The following is a 19,235-nucleotide window of genomic DNA, read 5'->3' on the forward strand; positions in this document are numbered from 1 at the left end:
GCTACGACTTTAGTCGTCGACATTTATGTCTAAATCCACCTGCTTTGAGCAGGTGGTAGTTTAAGGAAAATGAAAGAGGCCTCGACCGATTATTGCGTCATGGAGGTTACCTCACAAGGCCTGGATATGGGCCGTGTATTGGGCTGTAATTTTCGCACGGCGGTTTTTACGAATTTAACGCAGGATCATCTCGATTATCATGGAACGATGGAAAAATATTTGGAGGCCAAGAGCCTGCTCTTCTCGCGGCTCGGAAACTCGTTCTCGGCGGAGCCTTCCGAACGGAAATTTGCGGTACTCAATGCGGATGATCCGGCATCTGCCGCTCTCCGCAGAATGACCGCAGCCCAAGTGATCACTTACGGAATGGCGCATAGAGCGGATGTGACGGCTGCGGATGTCGAACTGACGTCCAAGGGAACACGCTTTACTCTCGTTTCCTTCGCCGGCAAGATTTCTATCGATCTGCGAATGGTAGGCAGGTTTAACGTCTATAATGCCCTTGCAGCGGCTGCGGCCGCATTGGCGGAAGGAATTTCCCTTCAAGAGATTCGGGAGGGATTGCACAGCCTAAGCAGCGTGCCTGGTCGGATGGAGGTTATAGATGCAGGCCAGGATTATCTTGTTCTGGCCGATTATTCTCATACACCGGATGGTTTGGAGAAAGCACTTGCCGCCGTGCGGGAGTTTGCGGAGAACAAGGTGATCACGGTGTTTGGCTGCGGGGGGAACCGGGACCGGGGCAAGCGTCCGATTATGGGGAAGCTTGCGGCACAATTTAGTGATTATGTCATCATTACATCCGATAATCCCCGTTCGGAGGCCCCCCAGACGATTCTGAAGGAGATAGAAGCCGGTCTGCTGGAAGCCGGGGCAGTTGGCGGCAAGCACGAGTTGGTGGAGGACCGGAAGGCCGCTATTGCCCGGGCGGTTGCCGCGGCGGGTTCAGGGGATGTGGTGCTGATCGCGGGGAAAGGGCATGAAACGGTTCAGATTCTGAAGGACCGGACGATTCGTTTTGACGACAGGGAAGCGGCCAGGGAAGCGATACGCCAACGGATGACCTCCTAATCCGGCATTTAACATGGGGAGCCGATGGAACCCATTCTGGGCGGGCTGAGTATGATGGGGGAAAATGACAATGGAGGTAATCCCATGAAGCCTTATCCGGTTTATCCCTACTATGCCCACAAAACGGAGTGCAAGGTGAAGCCGATCGCATTCCCGCCTCAGCATCAGGACCGGCAGCCCGGACTGGAATATTTGATGACACCCCGGCCAATTTCCGAAGACCCCGCCTATGTCGGCAGCGGGAAGCTGAAGGGGAAGGTCGCCCTGATTACTGGCGGAGACAGCGGGATCGGCCGCGCCGTTGCTATCGGGTTTGCCAAGGAGGGGGCCGACGTCGCCATTACCTACCTGTATGAAGACCGGGATGCGGAAGAGACGAAAGCCCGCATAGAAGCTATCGGGCGCCGCTGCCTGCCCATTCGTCTCGACATGCGGACCAAGCAGGCCTGCACGAATGCCGTTAACCGGGTGCTGCAAACGTTCGGAAAGCTGAATATTGTCATTAATAATCAAGGTGTGCAGTATCCCCGGCATAGTCTTCTGGACATCTCGGAGGAGCAGCTGGAGCAGACTTTTCGGACCAATATTTTCAGCTTCTTTTATGTAACCCAGGCTGCTCTCCCCCACTTGAAAGCCGGCGATGCAATTGTCAATACCGCCTCGATTACCGCTTATCGGGGAGAAAAGACATTGATCGATTATTCTTCGACCAAAGGAGCGATAGTCTCGTTTACCCGTTCCCTCGCTCTATCCTTGGTGGAGCAAGGCATCCGGGTGAATGCGGTTGCTCCGGGCCCGATCTGGACGCCGCTGATTCCATCCAGCTATTCGGCGGATCGTGTTGCCACATTCGGAACGCAAACGCCGATGAAGAGAGCGGGTCAGCCCTTCGAGCTTGCCCCGGCCTATATTTATTTGGCCAGCGATGACTCGCGATATGTGACCGGTGAAACACTGCATGTGAACGGGGGAGATTTTGTCGCCACTTAATCGATTTTGTACGAAACTTTGAAATTTTCCGGGTGGACCAGGCTGGTAAACCATGGTTTAATAGAGGCTGTGGCTATTGTATGGTATCCGATTCAGGAGCAACAAGGATACTATTCGTAACATCATCAGGAAGGAAGTGCAACTTTTTGTCTATCAAACTGGAACGCCCGGAGGCCGTCATTTTTGACCTGGACGGCACACTATTTCAAGCAGAAACATTGATGATCCCCTCTTATTATGCCGCTTTCGACCATATGAGAGAAGAAGGGACCTATCAGGGAGAGACTCCTCCGGTGGAACGCCTGATCGGGGGACTGGGCATGCTGCTCTCCGATATTTGGGAAAGAGTGCTGCCTGGTGGCTCCAAGGAGCTTCATCATCGGGTAAACGAACTGCTGCTGAAGTATCAGCAGGAGCTGTTGGATAAAGGGGAAGGCGTACTGTACCCCGGAGTGCCCGAAATGCTGCAGCGGCTTAAGAACGAAGGCATCCGGCTTTTTATCGCGAGCAACGGGATGGAGAACTATGTCAAATCCGTAGTTAAGTATAAAGGAATAGACAGTTATTTCGAAGGCTTGTACAGTGCGGGAGAATATAATACGCCCTCCAAGGTGGAGCTGGTTCGGCTGCTTATGGAAACAGAAGGCGTGCAGGGAGGCTGGATGGTCGGAGACCGTTCTTCCGACGTGGAGGCCGGACTCAAGAATGGCTTGAAGGTCGTTGGCTGCCGCTATGCGGAGTTCGGCAAGGAGAATGAGCTGGAAGGCTCTGATGTCGTTATTACCGATATCCGGCAGCTCCCGGACTATCTGCCGGAGTAAGGTTGATAACCGGCGAAGCCATGTCTTTCACGAAATCGATGTACATATGAGGATGGTCGGACCTATAGACCCGCCGAGAATATTGTTTGCCGGCCAGACTCCCGGAAATCGGCAAGGGATTAGAATTAAGCTGAAGGGGCTATCCCAAAAGTAGGAATCGATTAGGGGCGTTTTCTTACGAAACCTGGAAACGTTATTTGGCTGAAAGAACCTCTCTGCATTTTTTAACGAAACTAGAGAGGCTGTCGATTCATTGTTGGAAAGGCGTTCAACAGGATGTTGCACTAGTGAAAAGTCCAACAGTGAAAACGTAACGGATCTGAAAGCCCCTATTTCGTCAAAATAAGCGGATTTTTTTAGACTAACGGACCTAGACGCCCTTATTTCATTGAAATCCTCATACTTTCGCCTGCATTTTTTGGAATAAGGTCATCCGATTCCGTTAAAATGACCGAAAGGCCCTTTTGGAGCGAATAAGGTCTCTGGGGTCCGTTAAAACCAAACCGTGCAGGATTTTCGTATGATCTTTGGTTGAACACCATTATCCGACAGTCTCCTAGAAATCGCTATTCACGAAAATAGTAGGTCATGGAGCATTACTATTTTCGGATAACAATTTAAATGGCGTCGTTTTGGCGGCAATAGCGGTTCTCAGATTCGTTGACAAGACGGAAGAGGCAGTTTTACATGCCTGATCATACCATGTAACTCTGCGAAAAGGTTCAGGCTCACAATATATTGAAAGTAGCAGGCATCCGCCTCGCTGCTTTCCTACAAAAGCAGCGCACAAAAAAAGTTGGAGCGGAAAATTTTACTTTCCCTCCAACTTTTTATTTTAGGGACTTTCTGGACAGCCCCTTAAATGTTGTATTAAGAACAGCGTAATCAAAGCAAAAGTGCGTCTGTTTCCCCAGAAGACTCTGAAACGGAGGAAATAGATGCAGGAATGCTTCTATTTCCCCCGATAAGTTCCGCAGTCCTTCCTGCTGGAAAACTTTCCATCAGCCGGACATTTTCGGCTTCATATCCTCATCCGATTTTCCCGGCTCTTCATGATTCATGCTTACAAATGCATCACCCTTGCCATTATCCGGCCTTTCAGTATTCGTCGTCGCGTGGCTCTTCGGCTTCTCCAGTTCATTATTATGCAGCCATATAGCATATTCCAGCGGCCGCCTCAAAGCCTTTAAATAGGTTTGGTGCTGACCGATCCGGTGGAAAACTTCGCGGGACGGCTTAGGGTTGACCTCCAGCAGCCAGACCTTTCCTTTGCGGTCGACGGCAATGTCCAGAGCCATCTCGCACAACTGTTTGAAGTGCCTTTCGAGATGGCGGACGACTTCGTGGCTTAACGAAGTCATGCTGTCGCGGATGGCCTTCACTTTATCCGCATCGAATCTTTTCCTCAGCAGAGCTTCCATTGAGGCGGCAGACCCTCCGCCGTGCAGATTGGAAGTGACGCTTCTGCTCGGGCCTATCCTTCCGGCACAGCCGGTTACCTCCCACTCCCCGTGACCGTTCTTCTGGATCAGCAGGCGAAAATCATGCACACGGCCATCCGGCAGTGTAATATCGATACCTTGCTGGATCAGATAGTGCTTCTTCAAATTCCAGTCGCTCAGCTTAACGGGAATTTGTTCGGGGCTCAGCAGAAGAGGTTCGATAATTTTCCGCTGACGGTTACGGCCCCGCAGCAAGAACCTTCCTCCTTCAGTCCTTCGCAGGCTTATAATCCCTCTGCCGCCGGTCCCGTCCTCAGGCTTCAGGTAAACCAGCGGATATTTACGGAGAAAGCGAAACAAATCCTCTTTCTGCTGATAGCGGACAGTTTCCGGCAGATGCTCGGCAATTTTCGGATTCCCCGCCAACAGCCGATGATTCCCCCATTTGTGATTCATGGGCAGATTAAGAAATTTCAAATGTCCGTATTTGGCCCGAAATTGTTTGAGCTGCTGGAAACGGTAGGTTCGCTGGAAGCGGCACCGGTCATAAATGAGCTTCGGAAACGGCATCCATTTCCGAAGCCATTTACGCTGGCCGGAATCATAAATCAAGGCATGAATCAATTTTTTGGAGGAAGCCACGTCTTCCGGAGTGAAGATCATTACCGACAATCCCAGCTTGTTGCCCAGCACGCATAATTTTCTATAGACATGAAGCTCTTCAATCTGTCGGTTCCCTACATACAGGGTCATAATGCCGAGTGTCGCTTGTGTCACAAGTATCACCCGCTTACTTTTTTCTTGGCTTTACTTAAATAAAGGCTGTATTGGATGATTCGCTCCAACGATTTTTTGCGGATATCCGGCTCATCAAATTTCATCGGCCGGGAATTGGCCTCGAAGAACCAGATCTGTCCGGAGGTGTCTACTCCAAGGTCCATAGACATTTCCCCGAGGGTATGCCCCGAAGCTTTCTCAATCCGGCGGGCGATGGAGTAGGCCGTCTTCTTCACCTTCAGCAGGATGGAGCGTGCGGCCTCCTTGCCGAAGGTAGCACTTAGACATTTTTCCGGCTCATCGATCGAGCCTCCGCGGGGCACATGGGTTGTAATGCTTAGCTTTCCTGCCACTCTGGCGCCGATCCCGGTGAGGCTCCAGCTTCCTTTGCGGTTTTTCTGCACCAGCACGCGCAGGTCGAACGGGCGGTTCTGGTAGCTGGACAGCCGGATGCCCTGCTGGATAATATAATCCTCCGAGCCAATCTGCTCCTTTAATACCGCCCATAGCTTAGGAAGGTGGGTATGAAGGGAAATATGGCTTTTCCGGAAGGTCTGGATGATTAACCGGTAGGAGTTCTTCGCCTTGGGACTCCCGGTTTCGATTCTCATAATTCCTTTGCCGGCCTTGCCCCGTGCCGGCTTCAGATAGACGGTGGGGAAATGCTTCAGGAACAGCTCCAAATCCTGCAGGCTGGTCAGCCGTTTCGTGGCCGGAATATATCTTTTGGTCGATTTCGTTTTGTTCAGCCATTCGAACAATGTCCATTTGTTAAAAAAGAAAGGATTGAAAAGCCGGATGTGCGAATGCCGAAGCAGGGAATGAATCGTCTGCTGAACCTCCGGACGAAGTTCGTCCTTGCGTGTCGGAATCCGGTTGTATACGACATCCGGCAGCGGAAGCATCATCTGGGTCCATGTTTTCGTCTCCGGATTATAGACGTAGCTGTTGATTCTCCGGTTCCACAGCTTGACGTCATTAACCGTTATGACATAGACGAATGCCCCCATTTCTTTGCCGCAGCGAATTAAATCTATGAAATTATAATGATTTCCGCGGAACGGCCTCTTTTCATCCGGCATAGTCAAGATAGCAATATTGGGCTGAGAATGGGAAGGCCATTCGTGTAAATGAAAATCCACCTATCCCTCCCTCCTCAGTTGAAAACGGCTTAAATACATACAATGCTCGATGATATTGACGAGGGATGCCTTGCCTTGGGCTTTCAGAGAGGGATGCTTGAAGATGGACCGCCCCGGCTTGGCGTTCGCTTCGAACATCCAGATATTTTCGTTTTTGTCAATGCCGATATCGAAGCCCAGCTCTCCCAACGGGCGGGAATAATTCCTCTCAATCGACTCGGCCAGTTTAACGGCGACCTCTTTGGCATGATCCAGAATTTTGTCGCCTCTTGTGCCGAACACTCTGCTGAGCACCTGCTCGGGAGTCATTAGTTGGCCGCCGGTTCGGACGTGGGTCGTAACGCTGCCTTTGCCCGCCTTCTTGGCGCCTATTCCCGCCGCAACCCATTCATTGTTGCCGTCCTTGGTCATATGGAAGCGGAAATCGATCGGGCAGTTATCGATTTCGATCAGCCGTATTCCCTGCTGAACAACATAATATTGCAGCCGGACATTATGGGCTCTCAGCATTCTCATTAGCCCCTCGAACCTGGAGAAGCGGATCAGCACATTACCGCTGTTTCGGCGGAATCGGGCGAAATAGCCTCTCTCCGGATTGTAGGTCAACCGATAAATGCCGATTCCAAGGCTTCCTGCCGTAGGCTTCAGATAAACGAACCGGTGCTTCTCCAGCATTTCGCGAATGAGGTCCGGGGTGGGGCGGTTATGAGATTCCGGAACATATTTATTTGCCTCATCTGCTTCCAGCAGCCGGTAGACGTCCGATTTGTCGAAGAAGCTCCAGTTGAACAAAGGAATTCTTCTGCGCACAAACTTGGCTTTGAAATCCTCCATAGACATGCTTTTTTCCGCGCTGCGGCTCGGAAGACGGTTGTAGATGACATCCGGAAGCGGGACGGTCTTGCGCACCCATCTGCCGCCCGAACCCGGAAAATAGCCGGTAATGACCTCTTCTTCCCAATTGACATTGCGCGGAGAGAAAACGAAATAAAAAGCCGGGCGGTCTCCGGCCGCTCGCAGAAATTCTTTAATAAAGCCGGTTCTCGCGCCGAAAGGAAGAACCGGGTTATTGCTGGTGTAGGTCATTATGCCGATGAGCGGGCCGAATTGCAGATCCCGTCCGGTATTGCTCTTGACCATACATTTGCCTCCTGACGGCAGCCGGATGGTGGAGGCTACGGATTGCGGGACGACAACAAAGCTCCCTTTGCGATTAATGATGCGTACCGGCTGTGTGGAAGAGCGGTTGCCGAATCGGAGTGTAATCGAACGGGAAGTGCTTAATTGCAGTTGTTTGCTCAGGGAGCGAGTGACCGTAACCGCTCTTTCCGATTGCTGTGAAATTAGGATATTGCAAGTTGTCAAACTCATTGGGTACCCTCCTAAGGGTTTTACGGAGTAAAACCTTCATCGAAAGCGTAAGCTGACATTGGTATGGGGCAGCCTTGCAAGCCCCCTTATTCACTCATTTATAGTTAAAGACGGTTTAATTCCGGTGGTTCCTTGAGAGCGGAGGGGGAAACGAAGGCGGTGATTCCTCCATATATGATCTCCTCGCTGCGCAAGCAAGTAGGAAGCATAGGCCATCGGGTAAGCAAGAGAGTTACGTCTGGCTTCTTCGTCGCACAATAACCGAAACACCGATCTTCCCGGCTTGGAATTGACCTCGATCAACCAGATCCTGCCGTCCTGATCCACTCCGAAGTCGATTCCCAGCTCGGCCAGCCTGCCAAAATGCCCTTCAAGATGCTCTGCTATTAGAAGGGAAAGGCTGCGCAGGAGTGCACATTTTTCTTTCCCCCGCTCCGTACCAAATTGTTCCTGGAGGAATGGCTCGGCCGCTTCAGCGCTCCCCCCGCCGTGCAGGTTCGCTGTTACACTTCCTGAAGATCCCCGGCGGACAGCCATTCCCGTTAACGTCCACCTGCCTTCTCCATTCTTCTGGACAAGTGAACGAACGTCATACACATCCCCGGAACGGGAAATCAGGTTAAGATTAGGCTGAAGCAGATACCGCCGGCTGGCAAAGCGGCGGACCCACGAAACAAGGTCGTTCACCGAATGAAATTTATGAGCAAAAGGCTTGTTATTGAAATCCCGTCCTTCCAAGTAATACAGCCCGCTGTCTTCTTGTTTTATAATGCGGATAGCCCCTTTGCCTTGGGTGCCCGAGTCAGGCTTGAGAAATGCGGAAGGACAGCTTCGGAACCATGAAACGAGGAGGGAGGCATCCTGCAGCCGGACCGTTCTCGGCACCAGCCTTCTCAGTCCCGGTTCGCGAAGAAGTGCCTGATGGACCTTCCATTTACCCGGCAATCCGTTGCCGAGAAGAATAAAGTCCTGTTTTCTTCTTAGTTCTACTAATGAAGAGCGGTACCGAAGCAGCCCGCGGGCATCCTTCTGGAAAACTCTGTCATAAACCAAGTCGGGCAGTGGTACAGGCTCCTCGCTCCATGTCCCAGCGGCAGCCGAATACCGATATCCGATCATTCCGGTTCCTTCGCTCATCGAAGACGAGGGGGTAATTACGTATACATCCAACCCCAGCCGGTTCCCATGCCGGATAAGAAGTGAATAGAAGCCGGAATCAACAAACCATGGAAGGTCCGCTTCTTCGCCAACGAGTATGCCAACCCGGTTATGATCGGTAATATTCATAGGGGGCCACCTTTCAAGTTTTCGCCAGATGCTGGGCGTATTCGACTATCCGTTTGACCGATGGTCTGATTTTGGTCTGTACCAGAGCGGAATTGTCCTCTTTGGACGGCTTGGAGTTAACCTCAAGCAGCCATACGCGGCCTTGGATATCCAGGGCCAGGTCTACCCCCAGTTCACCGAAATGCTCGGGGATTTTGTCATCCAGGCCGACGGCGATCGCAAGTGCGGCCTTACGCAATTTCAGGTGGGCGGAAGCCCGGCCCTGCGAGGCCAGATTAGAACGGGCTATTGCATTCCCGACGGAGGTCAGACTGCCGCCTCTGGCCAAATTGGACACAAAATTGTTGCTGCCGGCGATTCTTCCGACAATGGAAGTCACGGACCAGCTTCCTTTCTTATTTTTCTGCACCAGGGCGCGAAAATCGATGGGGCGTCCGGCGCAATCGATTAGCCGCAATCCTTGCTGAATTTGATACTTGGATTTCCGCAATCTTCCCGATATGGCGGAGTACAACTTCTTAAGAGTAGGAAAGCTAAGTTTACGCATCCCCACCGATTGGTTAAAATGACAATGATAGCCGTTAGCGCTCCGGGAGATGCGGATGATCCCTTTACCCAAACTCCCGGTTACCGGCTTGAGGAACACGATGCTGTGTTTATTGCACATGGATTTAAGCATGTCGAAGCCGGAGAAGGAATACGATTCCGGCAGATAGACCCGCATTGCGGGAACTTGCTTCAGTGCATGAAACACTTCGGTTTTGTTCAAATATTTTTCGTTAAAGATCGAGGAATGGTAACGTGTTTTGATCTCTCTAATCATCTGCTGAACTTTGGCGCTGTTTTCCAGCTTGCGGGTCGTGAGGCGGTTGTATACGCAATCCGGTACCGGAAAGGAGGCTTTGCTCCATTGGCTCCGGTAAACCCACCCGTTCAGCCTGTCTCCTTGAATAGGCAAATCCTCGGGAGTGAAGAAATACACCATTCCGCCCAGCTTCGCGCAGGCCAGCGACAATTCCCGGCAGAACGCGGTATTAGATCCGAAGGGCCGGTCCGGGGTCTGTGAAGTGACCCGGCTGATCATTACGCCGATTAACGGACCTATGCGGATCGTCTGTGTATCAGGCCGGTAGCTTAGACTAAGCGTATCTCCATGCGTCAAACTGAATGTGCCGGCAAGCGATTCGCTCATCCGCAAGGAAGTAGGTCTGGCCGCGGGCACGACTCTGACTTCCTGCTTCATCGAGCCGAATTGAAGGGTGACGCTGTGTTGGGTCGGAATGTTCAGTTTTTTGACGAGGGCTTCCTTGAGAACGACCGTCTGGCTGTCCAGGCGGCTGCTGTTTTTTGTGTGTATCGTTACTTTTATACTCGCCATGGGTAAGTCCCCCTCCACCGCTGTCTGCATCTTTGGTATATTTAACTAATTCATCATATGAGGACATAATTTTCTTGGTGATTGGAAAATGCCCATCTTACAGGAAAGGAGCCTGCCATGAAGGAGCTTATTACTATATTGATCGCAGTAACCGTTGCAGCATTCGTCGGCGGGATAACCAATCACTTGGCTATCAAAATGCTGTTCCATCCGCGGGATGCGATTTACATTCGCGGCCGCCGTCTTCCTTTTACCCCCGGGCTGATTCCGAAACGGAAGGCGGAAATCGGCCAGTCTTTGGGCAAAATCGTCGCAGAGCATCTGGTTACAACCCAGGGCCTGGCTTCACTTCTTCATAAACCGGTTTTCGTAGGCCGGGTGGAAGAGAAGCTGAATCAGTGGATCCATCAATGGGCCGAGAGCGAGGAAACGGTGGAGCAGCTGGCGCAGCGCATCTGGACTCCGGAGCAGCTGGCGGAGGGCAGGGAGCAATTGGCCCGCTGGCTGCGGGATAAGTCCGCACAAGCAGTCCATGCTTTCTGGGACCGCCATGAATTGTCTGAGCTGACCTTAGACAGGCTGGTTCCGGATTGGTCGGAAAGCCGCAAGCAGGAGCTAATTCGTTGGGGCTCGGAAATCTTCGTGGAGCAAATGAAAGCGGAGCTTCAATCGCCGAAGGGAGAGCAGATGCTGCGCAAGCTGACGGTCCAGTTCATGGAGCAGGCAGGCGGCTTCCTCGGGACGCTTGCGGGAATTTTCATGGATGAGGACAAAATAGCCGGCAAGGTCCGCAGTGCCTTGTACAAGCAGTTGGATTCGGAGGAATTCCGCAGCACTCTGGCGGATTTCATGCAGAGGAAGCTTCAGCAGATCGAGAAGATCACGCTCAAGCAAATAATCGGATACTGCACCGGGCAGGATGCGCGCGAATGGGCAGGCATTCAGGCCGCTTCGCGCTTGCCGTGGGAGGAGTGGCTGGATCGCGTCGGCAGCCTGCAGCTGCGTGAGTTGATTGGACCAAGGAAGGCATGGATGCTCGAGAGGGTCCCCGGCCTCACTTCCCGTGTGCTCGGGGCGCTGTCTCAGAACATGGATAAAATGGTCGGAGCCATCAATCTTCCGGCTTTGGTAGAGGAAGAAGTGGAGAAATTCCCGGTAGAGCAGCTGGAGAACATTATATTAAGCGTGTCCGGTAAGGAATTCCGTGCGATTACATGGCTTGGTGTGCTGCTGGGGGGATTCATAGGCCTGTTCCAGTCCATTCTGATGCTATGGGTGCGGTGAGGGGAACAGGGAGAATTTTAGCTGGAGAATGAATACGCAAAAAAAGGTTACGAAGAACGAGCATAAAGCCATACACTGTTATTGTGTATTGATAAGGAACAGAAACGATATCGCGAATTCGGGAAATGGATTTGAAGTTCCGAAAACTGTGCGTTTTGCGCGATCACCTTATCTTGGAGTGAAACGAATTTATGGAAGATTAAGGAGGAAAATAATGAATATTCATGACAAAGCCCGCGAGTTGGCGCAAGCGATTAAAGGCAGCGGCGAGTTTCTGCAAGCCAAGGAGGCCAAACAGGCCATAGACGCCGATCCCGATTCCAAGCGGATGCTCGATGATTTTCGTGCGAAGCAGCTTGAACTGCAGAGCAGGTTGATGACGGGAGAAAGGCCTGCCCAGGAGGAAATGGAAAACATGGAGAAGCTTTATGAAGTCATTTCGCTGAATTTGAATATCCGTCGGCTGATGGAGGCCGAGAAGCGGTTGTCGGTCATTTTTGAAGATGTGCAAAAAATTCTGGGGGAATCGCTGCAGGAATTGTACAAGTAGTCATACCCCCCCTTCTCTCCGCATAAGTTAAAATAGAAGTTTGATGTGAGAAGCCGGAAGTTAAGAAGCGGGTTTCGAGGCGGTTATTAACTTCCATAACGGAGAGGAGTGCTTCCCGCATGAAGGGATTCAAGAATGTGATTTATCTGAGCCTGGCTCTCGGCATGCTGATGTATGCCGTCCCGCAGTTGGAGGTTGGCGGAGGCTGGACGATGGCCACCGTATTCAGCATCGTCTGGATTGGATTTGCGCTGTTGATTGTCGGCGCACAGCTTCATCATATCCTTGGGGTAGACGAGGAAACGCGGCAGGAGCTGGGTAAAATCAAGCAGATGAGAAGATGGCAGATGAAGCAGCGTCTGGAAGGGAAAGGGAAGCTTTTGCAGATGCGAAAATAGCCGGAAGTAGTTTCGGTGACACACAGGGAAGGCCGGCCGCAGGATATGAAATCCTGCGGTTTTTTTGTACTTATAGCATTAATAAGAAGGACTGGCAAACTTACCCAAGAAGCGAGGCAGATACAAGGGCACGTATCTTTCCATTTTATTGGAAAAATGTGTCGATTAAAAGCAATAATGCAGGCCATATCACCTCCCGCATTGAAACAGTTATCCGTTTCATACTATAATGATTATCACAGTATGATACAGTAACGAACCGATGGGGTGTAACAGATGGAATATTCTGCTCAGGAAGATACATTAACAAAGCACGAAACCATTTTAAGATATATAACCCAGCTAAAAGTGGGCAGCAAAATATCCGTACGCAAAATTGCCAAAGAAATGGGGGTCAGCGAAGGGACCGCATACCGGGCGATCAAGGAGGCGGAAAGTCAGGGATTGGTCAGCACCAAGGACCGCATCGGCTCGGTTCGCATTGAGAAAAAACAGCGTCACAATATCGATAAGCTCACCTACGGTGAAGTGGTCAATATTGTTGACGGGGAAGTGCTCGGCGGCGCGGACGGGCTTCATAAGTCGCTGAACAAGTTCGTGATTGGAGCGATGCAGGAGGAAGCTATGCTGCGTTATATCGAGGCCGGCAATCTGCTGATCGTCGGCAACCGGCAGAAGGCGCAGCAAATCGCGCTCGAGACCGGCGCAGCGGTTCTTATTACGGGCGGCTTCGAGCCGAGTCCCGAGATTGTTCAGCTGGCCGATGAGCTCGGGCTGCCGATCATCTCCAGCAGCTACGATACGTTCACGGTGGCTTCGATGATCAACCGGGCGATTTATGACCGTCTGATCAAGAAGAAGATCATGCTGGTTCAGGACATCATCTCCCCGCAAAGCATCGTGTATGCACTAAAAAGCAGCCAGAAAGTGAAGGAACTGCGGCAGCTTATCGAGGAGAGCGGCCATAACCGGTTCCCGGTTGTAGACGAATGGAATCGCGTAGTCGGAATGGTCACTTCCAAGCATCTGGTCGATGCCGGGCCGGAGCAGACGGTGGACCGGGTGATGACCCGAAATCCGATAACGATCCATCTTCAGGCAACGATTGCTTCCGCCGCCCATCTTATGGTGTGGGAAGGCATTGAACTGCTGCCGGTCATTGACGCTAACCGCAAAATAGTCGGGGTCATCAGCCGCAAGGATGTTCTTAAGGTGATGCAGTATATCCAGAGACAGCCGCAAATCGGGGAGACATTCGAGGATTTGATCTGGAGCGGTTTTGAAGAAATGAAGTCGGAGGACGGAACCATCTGGTTCAAGGGTATGGTTACCCCGCAAATGACCAACCATCTGGGAGCGGCTTCGGCCGGAGTATTGACGACATTGATGACACAAGCCGCTTATCGGGCGGTTCAGAATAGCCGCAAAGGGGATCTGGTCATCGACAACATCTCCACCTATTACCTGCGTCCGGTCCAAATGGAGACGGAGGTAGAAATTCGGCCCAACGTCATCGAAGTAAGCCGTAAATATGGAAAAATCGATGTCGAAATTTATCACGGAGGGCAATTGGTGGCCAAAGCAATGGTCACGGCTCAAATGTTTGACCAGGCCTAGACGGAAACCATACTTGGGGAGGAAAGCTTCCAAAGGGGCCGGGCCCCCGAATACGATCAGGGATAGACTTCAGAGGCCTGCAGCTCTTTTGGAATGTTTGGATAAGAAGATGTTTACGTAAAAAGGTATTAATGCGAGCTTTTTTTGTAGGACGAGTAATTTTTGAACCCGGCATAGGCGTTAAACAGCCCCAACAGCAAAAAAACAGCGCCGATCGCTCCGCGCAGGAAACTGGGGTCGAACAGGGTAAATTGTGTCAGGGCGACGAAAATCAGCATAAAGCCCATGGAGATGTTCATCTTGGCGGCTTCGATTCTCTTGGTCTGCGGGTCTCTGCGGGTTCGGTAACGTATGCTGTATAGGACCGAGGCCGCAAGCGTAGCGAGGACAAGGAAAAACAGGAAATAGTGATACCAGTTCATAGCTGCGATCATCCTTTTAGGTCGTTTTTCTTAACTGTACTGATTTTCCCGCCAAAAATCAATTTCGGGCCAGCGGTTTCGCCCGAAACCATACCCGCAATTCCGACTGAACGAGCATAAGCGTCGTAACCTCCACCCGGTAGTCCTTGTCATAAATACCGGGGTATGGCTTCTCGATCAGCTTCATGTACAGCTTCGGATCTTTTTTGAAATCCGCCACCGGCTTGCCGCTCAAAACCTTTAAATCCTCGTGGACCCTCTTCTCCAGCTCGACCTTCGACAGGTCGTCCAGCGTATGCCCTTCCTCCAGATGGACGAAAATTCCCCCGATGTACGCCGCCTGCTTTCTGTTTTTGCTATAGGTTTCTATTTCGTTCCTCAATTCCCGGATTTCCTGCTCCAGGTCCGCATTGCGGCTGGCCAGCAGGGAGAAGTTCTGCTGGTAGATGCCCATGAAAAGAGCGGCGCCAATAATGACGCCCGCCAGGAATAAGCCGAACCGGGCTAGCCAATGCCGATAACGGTCGAAGTTGGGCACTCTCATGACGACCCGCTGCCCTCGCAGATCCATTGGATCAGGTGGTAAGCCATCTGAGCCCCGATGAACGCCACGATGAAATATAGAATCTGTTTAATCGCGGGCGACAGATAGCCTTCGGTAAAGTTAAATTCAATGACCCGCAGAGGGTCGATGGTTCCTCCGACGGCGGCTACCATGGCCCAGATTTTAATATTCTCCGCTATTTTGAGCATATAGACGGCTGGAGGCTGAAGGATAAAGACGGCCGCCATCCCGCCAAGCATGCTGCCCCCGAGTACGATTCCGAAGGCGATGAAAAAATCCATGGTCAGCTTAGTTAAGAAAGTGGTCATGATAACCCCATCCTTTGCCGTTTGTCCTATAATTCTATATGTATGACAGACCTGTCCGGCATAGAAGACAGGCCGGTTAAAAAAACGGCGGCCGGAGCGCAACTTACAGATTGTGTTTGATTAGGGTTATCATTTTTACAGTACAGAATCAGAGCTTACGGAGGATTCCGGAGGGCAGAGGAATAAGCGGAAAGAGTGGAGCGGGAAAAAAGAGTAAAGAGATACGAATAACGGATGCGAATGTGGGTTCGCCTCTTGCCGCGGAATATGATAAAATAGTAGGCAGAAGTTAAAGAGAGGGAGAACGGAAAATGAACGGCTTCGTACATCTTCATGTTCATAGTGAATATAGCTTGCTGGACGGGGCGGCAAGAATCGAGGAATTAGTGGACCAGGCCGCCCGGCTCGGCATGTCGTCCCTTGCCCTTACGGATCACGGAGTTATGTATGGGGCGATCGCTTTCTACAAAGCGTGTGTTCAGCGGGGAATCAAGCCTATTATTGGCTGTGAGATGTATTTCACAAGCGGTTCTCTGCATGACAAGGGCTCGCGGCAGGAGCAGCCGATTTATCACCTCATTCTTCTGGCCAAGAACGAGACCGGCTACCGGAATTTGATGAAGCTTTGTTCAATCGGCCATCTCGAAGGCTTCCATTACAAGCCGCGGATCGACCATGATCATTTGGCAAGGTACTCCGAAGGCTTGATCTGCCTGAGCTCTTGTCTCGGAGGGGAAATTTCCCAGCTTCTGCTTCATGATCAATACGAGCAAGCGAAGGCTGCGGCCGAGAGATATTACGGGATCTTCGGAGAGGATTACTATTTGGAAATCCAGGATCACGGCCTGACGGAACAGAAGAAGGTTATGCAGGAGATGATCCGCCTGGGCCGGGAAACCGGAATCCCGCTGGTGGCGACCAACGATGTCCATTATGTCAGGCCGGAGGATCATGCGGTGCAAGATATTCTCATTTGCATCGGCACCGGTAAGACAATGGATGATCCGGAGCGCTTCCGGATGGAGACGACACAGCTTTACTTGAAGAGCGGCGAAGAGATGGCCCGTCTGTTCGTCCATGTCCCGGAAGCTGTATCGAATACGGAAGCCATCGCTGACAAATGCCGGCTGGAGCTGGAGTTCGGGCGGGCGATTCTTCCGAGATTCGAGCCGATCCCGCAGGGGATGTCGGCCGGAGATTATCTTGCCGTGCTGTGCAGGGAAGGATTGGAGCGACGCTACGCCGGCCGCGGGGAATGGGCGGATGAGGATTATCGCAGGACGCTGGAGGAACGGCTGGCCTATGAGCTCAGCATCATCGATAAGATGGGCTTCTCCGATTATTTCCTGATCGTGTGGGACTTCATCCGCTTCGCCCATGAGCAGGGAATTGCGACCGGGCCCGGCAGGGGGTCGTCTGCCGGGAGTCTCGTCGCCTATGTATTGAACATTACGAATGTGGACCCGATCCGTTACCGTTTGTTCTTCGAACGCTTCCTGAACCCGGAGAGGGTATCGATGCCGGATATTGATATCGACTTCAGCGATTTGCGAAGGGATGAAGTGATCGGGTACGTCACGCGTAAATATGGAGCGGAGCATGTGGCCCATATTATTACATTCGGAACGATGGCGGCGAGAGGCGCCGTCCGCGATGTCGGACGGGTGCTCAATATGCCCTATAACGAAGTGGACCGCGCGGCGAAGATGATTCCGAATGCGATGGGCATCTCGCTGGAGAGGGCGCTTGAGGTCAATCCTGAGCTGCAGGAATTATGCAAGCAGAATGCCAGAACGGCGGAATTGATAGACCTGGCCCGTAAGGTGGAGGGAATGCCCCGCCACGCTTCAACGCATGCGGCCGGAATAGTCATTTCCCGTGAACCGCTGACCAACTACGTTCCGCTGCAGGAGGGGGCCGAGGGCACCACTCTGACCCAGTATACGATGGAGCATCTGGAAGCGGTCGGAATGCTCAAGATGGATTTTCTCGGCTTGAGGACCCTCTCGATTATTGAGCGAACATTGAAATTTGTGGAGGAGCAATGCGGGAAGCACATTGATTTCTCCCACTCCTTATACGACGATCCGGATACTTACCGGCTTCTTGGCAGAGGGGATACGACAGGGATATTCCAATTGGAATCCCCCGGGATGCGCCGGGTGCTGAAGGAATTGAAGCCATCGGAATTTGAGGACATCATTTCGGTGAATGCTCTGTACCGTCCGGGGCCGATGGATTTTATTCCGAAATATATTCAAGCCAAGCACGGATTGATCGAAGTGGAATATCCGCATGAATCGCTCGTGCCAATACTTAAAGATACTTACGGGATCATCGTATACCAGGAGCAGATCATGCAAATCGCGGCTACGATGGCCGGCTTCAGTCTCGGACAGGCGGACTTGCTGAGGAGAGCCGTCAGCAAGAAGAAGCGCGAGGTGCTGGACGAACAGCGTGCTTTCTTCGTAGCGGGCAGCGTGAAGCAAGGACGCACCGAGGAGGAAGCCAACCGGGTCTATGATATGATCGTCCGTTTTGCCGATTACGGCTTTCCCCGGGCGCATGCCACGGCTTACGGGGTGCTGGCCTATCAGACGGCCTACCTGAAGGCGCATTATCCGGTGCAATTTATGGCCTCTATGCTGACGGCGGTTATGGGCAGTCACCGCAAAGTGGCCGAATACGTCGATGAATGCCGCCGGATGGGCATCGTCGTGCTGCCGCCGGACGTCAATGAGAGCGGCTATTATTTCACTCCGGCCAGGCTGTCAGATCAGTCCGGGGGAGCGAGTGCAGATTCCCGCGATAGCGGCATGCCGGAGCAGCCTGCGCAGGAACATGGGAATTCCCCGCTCCCGCCGGGGGCAACGGAGGATATGGGAGCGCCGGTTCTTCCAGCGTCAGATTCCGGAAGGATAGGGAATGTTCCGGAAGAAGGGGAGCGAGCCGGGGACGCGGGTGAATTCATAGGCCGCGGGGGCTTCGACTGCATCCGCTTCGGGCTGGCCGCCATCAAGAATGTCGGAGCACAGGCGATTGAAGCGATAGTTAAAGCAAGGGAAGAGCGGCCGTTCGAGGATCTGCTCGATTTCTGTCGCCGCGTGGATTTGCGGGTCTGCAACAAGCGTGTTATCGAATCGCTGATCCAGGCCGGTGCCTTCGGCTCTCTGCCCGGCCATCGCGCCCAGTTGCTGGCCGTCCTGGATGAAACGGTCGAGGCGGCGGTGAAGTGGAAGAAGGAAAGCGACGATTTGCAGCTTCACCTGTTTGGCTTTACCGAGGAAGCCAACTGGACTATCGAGTATCCGGACGTGCAGCCTTATACCAGGATGCAGCAGCTGGAGATGGAGAAGGAGCTGCTGGGCCTGTATCTGTCGGGGCATCCGCTGGACGGATACGAGAACCGGCTGCGCGAAGCGGAGACCGATGCCATACATCTGCTGCCCGAGCTGCCGGATAACAGTCAGGTAGCTGTAGTCGGCATGGTAGTTTCCGTGAGATTGATCGTGACGAAGAAGGGGCAGCAGATGGCTTTCATGGAGCTGGAGGACCGGATCGACCGGGTCGAGACCGTTATTTTTCCCGAAGCCTGGAAAAAGTACGGAAGCCTGGTCGATAAGGGCAAGCTGCTGCTGGTCAAAGCCCGGCTGCAGCATCAGGACGACGCCGTCAAGCTGCTCGCCGCCCAGCTGTACTCGCTGGAGGATGAAGCCGCCTGGAGCGAGCTCAGGCGGCTTCAGCTCCAGCGGCAGCGCCCGCTCGGCGGAGCAGTGGCGGGCGCCGGCGCAGCAGCGGGCGCGGCAGGGCGC

Annotated in this window: 17 protein-coding genes; 9 read left to right on the forward strand and 8 right to left on the reverse strand. The window is 52.5% G+C overall.

The features are described from left to right. Nucleotides 1-69 precede the first annotated feature (69 nt). From ACFQ03_RS22365 to ACFQ03_RS22375, 3 genes are all read left to right on the forward strand, one after another. On the forward strand, nucleotides 70-1,071 hold the full coding sequence (locus ACFQ03_RS22365; RefSeq protein ID WP_379291077.1) for a UDP-N-acetylmuramoyl-L-alanyl-D-glutamate--2,6-diaminopimelate ligase: 1,002 nt from the start codon (nucleotides 70-72) through the stop codon (nucleotides 1,069-1,071). Between the two features lie 84 nt (nucleotides 1,072-1,155). Next, nucleotides 1,156-2,061 carry an SDR family oxidoreductase gene (locus tag ACFQ03_RS22370; RefSeq protein ID WP_379291079.1) on the forward strand — a complete coding sequence of 302 codons (906 nt, stop codon included), beginning with the start codon at nucleotides 1,156-1,158 and terminating at the stop codon, nucleotides 2,059-2,061. 146 nt (nucleotides 2,062-2,207) lie between these two features. Beyond that, nucleotides 2,208-2,882, forward strand: a complete 675-nt coding sequence (locus ACFQ03_RS22375) for an HAD family hydrolase (protein ID WP_260981924.1) — start codon at nucleotides 2,208-2,210, stop codon at nucleotides 2,880-2,882. Nucleotides 2,883-3,883: 1,001 nt separating this feature from the next. Here the strand turns inward: ACFQ03_RS22375 and ACFQ03_RS22380 are convergent. The 5 genes from ACFQ03_RS22380 to ACFQ03_RS22400 all read right to left on the reverse strand — a co-directional run bounded on the left by ACFQ03_RS22380 (nucleotide 3,884) and on the right by ACFQ03_RS22400 (nucleotide 10,279). After that, nucleotides 3,884-5,101: a YheC/YheD family endospore coat-associated protein gene (locus ACFQ03_RS22380; protein ID WP_379291081.1), complete on the reverse strand. Its 1,218-nt coding sequence runs from the start codon at nucleotides 5,099-5,101 to the stop codon at nucleotides 3,884-3,886. Between the two features lie 5 nt (nucleotides 5,102-5,106). Next, nucleotides 5,107-6,243 carry a YheC/YheD family endospore coat-associated protein gene (locus tag ACFQ03_RS22385; protein ID WP_379291083.1) on the reverse strand — a complete coding sequence of 379 codons (1,137 nt, stop codon included), beginning with the start codon at nucleotides 6,241-6,243 and terminating at the stop codon, nucleotides 5,107-5,109. Beyond that, nucleotides 6,244-7,614, reverse strand: a complete 1,371-nt coding sequence (locus ACFQ03_RS22390) for a YheC/YheD family endospore coat-associated protein (RefSeq protein WP_379291085.1) — start codon at nucleotides 7,612-7,614, stop codon at nucleotides 6,244-6,246. A gap of 90 nt (nucleotides 7,615-7,704) precedes the next feature. Further along, nucleotides 7,705-8,901: a YheC/YheD family endospore coat-associated protein gene (locus ACFQ03_RS22395; RefSeq protein WP_379291087.1), complete on the reverse strand. Its 1,197-nt coding sequence runs from the start codon at nucleotides 8,899-8,901 to the stop codon at nucleotides 7,705-7,707. A 13-nt stretch (nucleotides 8,902-8,914) separates the two neighbouring features. Beyond that, the gene (locus ACFQ03_RS22400; protein WP_150960361.1) at nucleotides 8,915-10,279 is read right to left on the reverse strand and encodes a YheC/YheD family endospore coat-associated protein; all 1,365 of its coding nucleotides are present in this window, start codon (nucleotides 10,277-10,279) and stop codon (nucleotides 8,915-8,917) included. A gap of 117 nt (nucleotides 10,280-10,396) precedes the next feature. Between ACFQ03_RS22400 and ACFQ03_RS22405 the strand changes: the two genes are divergently transcribed. From ACFQ03_RS22405 to ACFQ03_RS22425, 5 genes are all read left to right on the forward strand, one after another. Continuing rightward, complete coding sequence (locus ACFQ03_RS22405) at nucleotides 10,397-11,563, forward strand: DUF445 domain-containing protein (protein ID WP_379291089.1); 1,167 nt, start codon at nucleotides 10,397-10,399, stop codon at nucleotides 11,561-11,563. Between the two features lie 214 nt (nucleotides 11,564-11,777). Continuing rightward, nucleotides 11,778-12,113 carry a YlbF family regulator gene (locus ACFQ03_RS22410; protein WP_144932190.1) on the forward strand — a complete coding sequence of 112 codons (336 nt, stop codon included), beginning with the start codon at nucleotides 11,778-11,780 and terminating at the stop codon, nucleotides 12,111-12,113. Between the two features lie 119 nt (nucleotides 12,114-12,232). Next, a complete protein-coding gene (locus ACFQ03_RS22415; RefSeq protein ID WP_144932188.1) occupies nucleotides 12,233-12,511 on the forward strand; it encodes a hypothetical protein in 279 nt (92 codons plus the stop codon). Continuing rightward, nucleotides 12,454-12,741: a hypothetical protein gene (locus ACFQ03_RS22420; RefSeq protein ID WP_379291092.1), complete on the forward strand. Its 288-nt coding sequence runs from the start codon at nucleotides 12,454-12,456 to the stop codon at nucleotides 12,739-12,741. Before ACFQ03_RS22415 ends, ACFQ03_RS22420 begins: the two co-directional genes overlap by 58 nt. Before the next feature lie 46 nt (nucleotides 12,742-12,787). Next, on the forward strand, nucleotides 12,788-14,128 hold the full coding sequence (locus ACFQ03_RS22425; protein ID WP_144932186.1) for a DRTGG domain-containing protein: 1,341 nt from the start codon (nucleotides 12,788-12,790) through the stop codon (nucleotides 14,126-14,128). Nucleotides 14,129-14,256: 128 nt separating this feature from the next. On the opposite strand, the gene ACFQ03_RS22430 is transcribed toward ACFQ03_RS22425, so the two are convergent. From ACFQ03_RS22430 to ACFQ03_RS22440, 3 genes are read right to left on the reverse strand one after another with little or no spacing between them, the layout of a single operon-like run. After that, a complete protein-coding gene (locus ACFQ03_RS22430) occupies nucleotides 14,257-14,550 on the reverse strand; it encodes a YtpI family protein (RefSeq protein WP_144932184.1) in 294 nt (97 codons plus the stop codon). A gap of 58 nt (nucleotides 14,551-14,608) precedes the next feature. Then, nucleotides 14,609-15,094 carry a hypothetical protein gene (locus ACFQ03_RS22435; protein WP_144932182.1) on the reverse strand — a complete coding sequence of 162 codons (486 nt, stop codon included), beginning with the start codon at nucleotides 15,092-15,094 and terminating at the stop codon, nucleotides 14,609-14,611. Beyond that, the gene (locus ACFQ03_RS22440; RefSeq protein WP_144932180.1) at nucleotides 15,091-15,423 is read right to left on the reverse strand and encodes a YtrH family sporulation protein; all 333 of its coding nucleotides are present in this window, start codon (nucleotides 15,421-15,423) and stop codon (nucleotides 15,091-15,093) included. The genes ACFQ03_RS22435 and ACFQ03_RS22440 overlap by 4 nt, the downstream gene beginning before the upstream one ends. Nucleotides 15,424-15,734: 311 nt before the next feature. Between ACFQ03_RS22440 and ACFQ03_RS22445 the strand changes: the two genes are divergently transcribed. Continuing rightward, the coding region (locus ACFQ03_RS22445) for a DNA polymerase III subunit alpha (protein WP_379291095.1) at nucleotides 15,735-19,235 on the forward strand (3,501 nt) is incomplete at its 3' end.

The organism is Paenibacillus residui (genome assembly GCF_042677205.1).
Taxonomy (GTDB): domain Bacteria; phylum Bacillota; class Bacilli; order Paenibacillales; family NBRC-103111; genus Paenibacillus_L; species Paenibacillus_L residui.

Bases quoted from the DNA above. Each gene is read 5' to 3' on its own strand.
- ACFQ03_RS22365 (WP_379291077.1), top strand. From the start codon at position 70: ATGAAAGAGGCCTCGACCGATTATTGCGTCATGGAGGTTACCTCACAA.
- ACFQ03_RS22420 (WP_379291092.1), top strand. From the start codon at position 12,454: ATGGCAGATGAAGCAGCGTCTGGAAGGGAAAGGGAAGCTTTTGCAGAT.
- ACFQ03_RS22390 (WP_379291085.1), bottom strand. From the start codon at position 7,614: ATGAGTTTGACAACTTGCAATATCCTAATTTCACAGCAATCGGAAAGA.
- ACFQ03_RS22430 (WP_144932184.1), bottom strand. From the start codon at position 14,550: ATGAACTGGTATCACTATTTCCTGTTTTTCCTTGTCCTCGCTACGCTT.
- ACFQ03_RS22440 (WP_144932180.1), bottom strand. From the start codon at position 15,423: ATGACCACTTTCTTAACTAAGCTGACCATGGATTTTTTCATCGCCTTC.
- ACFQ03_RS22400 (WP_150960361.1), bottom strand. From the start codon at position 10,279: ATGGCGAGTATAAAAGTAACGATACACACAAAAAACAGCAGCCGCCTG.
- ACFQ03_RS22405 (WP_379291089.1), top strand. From the start codon at position 10,397: ATGAAGGAGCTTATTACTATATTGATCGCAGTAACCGTTGCAGCATTC.
- ACFQ03_RS22370 (WP_379291079.1), top strand. From the start codon at position 1,156: ATGAAGCCTTATCCGGTTTATCCCTACTATGCCCACAAAACGGAGTGC.
- ACFQ03_RS22415 (WP_144932188.1), top strand. From the start codon at position 12,233: ATGAAGGGATTCAAGAATGTGATTTATCTGAGCCTGGCTCTCGGCATG.
- ACFQ03_RS22425 (WP_144932186.1), top strand. From the start codon at position 12,788: ATGGAATATTCTGCTCAGGAAGATACATTAACAAAGCACGAAACCATT.
- ACFQ03_RS22435 (WP_144932182.1), bottom strand. From the start codon at position 15,094: ATGAGAGTGCCCAACTTCGACCGTTATCGGCATTGGCTAGCCCGGTTC.
- ACFQ03_RS22395 (WP_379291087.1), bottom strand. From the start codon at position 8,901: ATGAATATTACCGATCATAACCGGGTTGGCATACTCGTTGGCGAAGAA.
- ACFQ03_RS22410 (WP_144932190.1), top strand. From the start codon at position 11,778: ATGAATATTCATGACAAAGCCCGCGAGTTGGCGCAAGCGATTAAAGGC.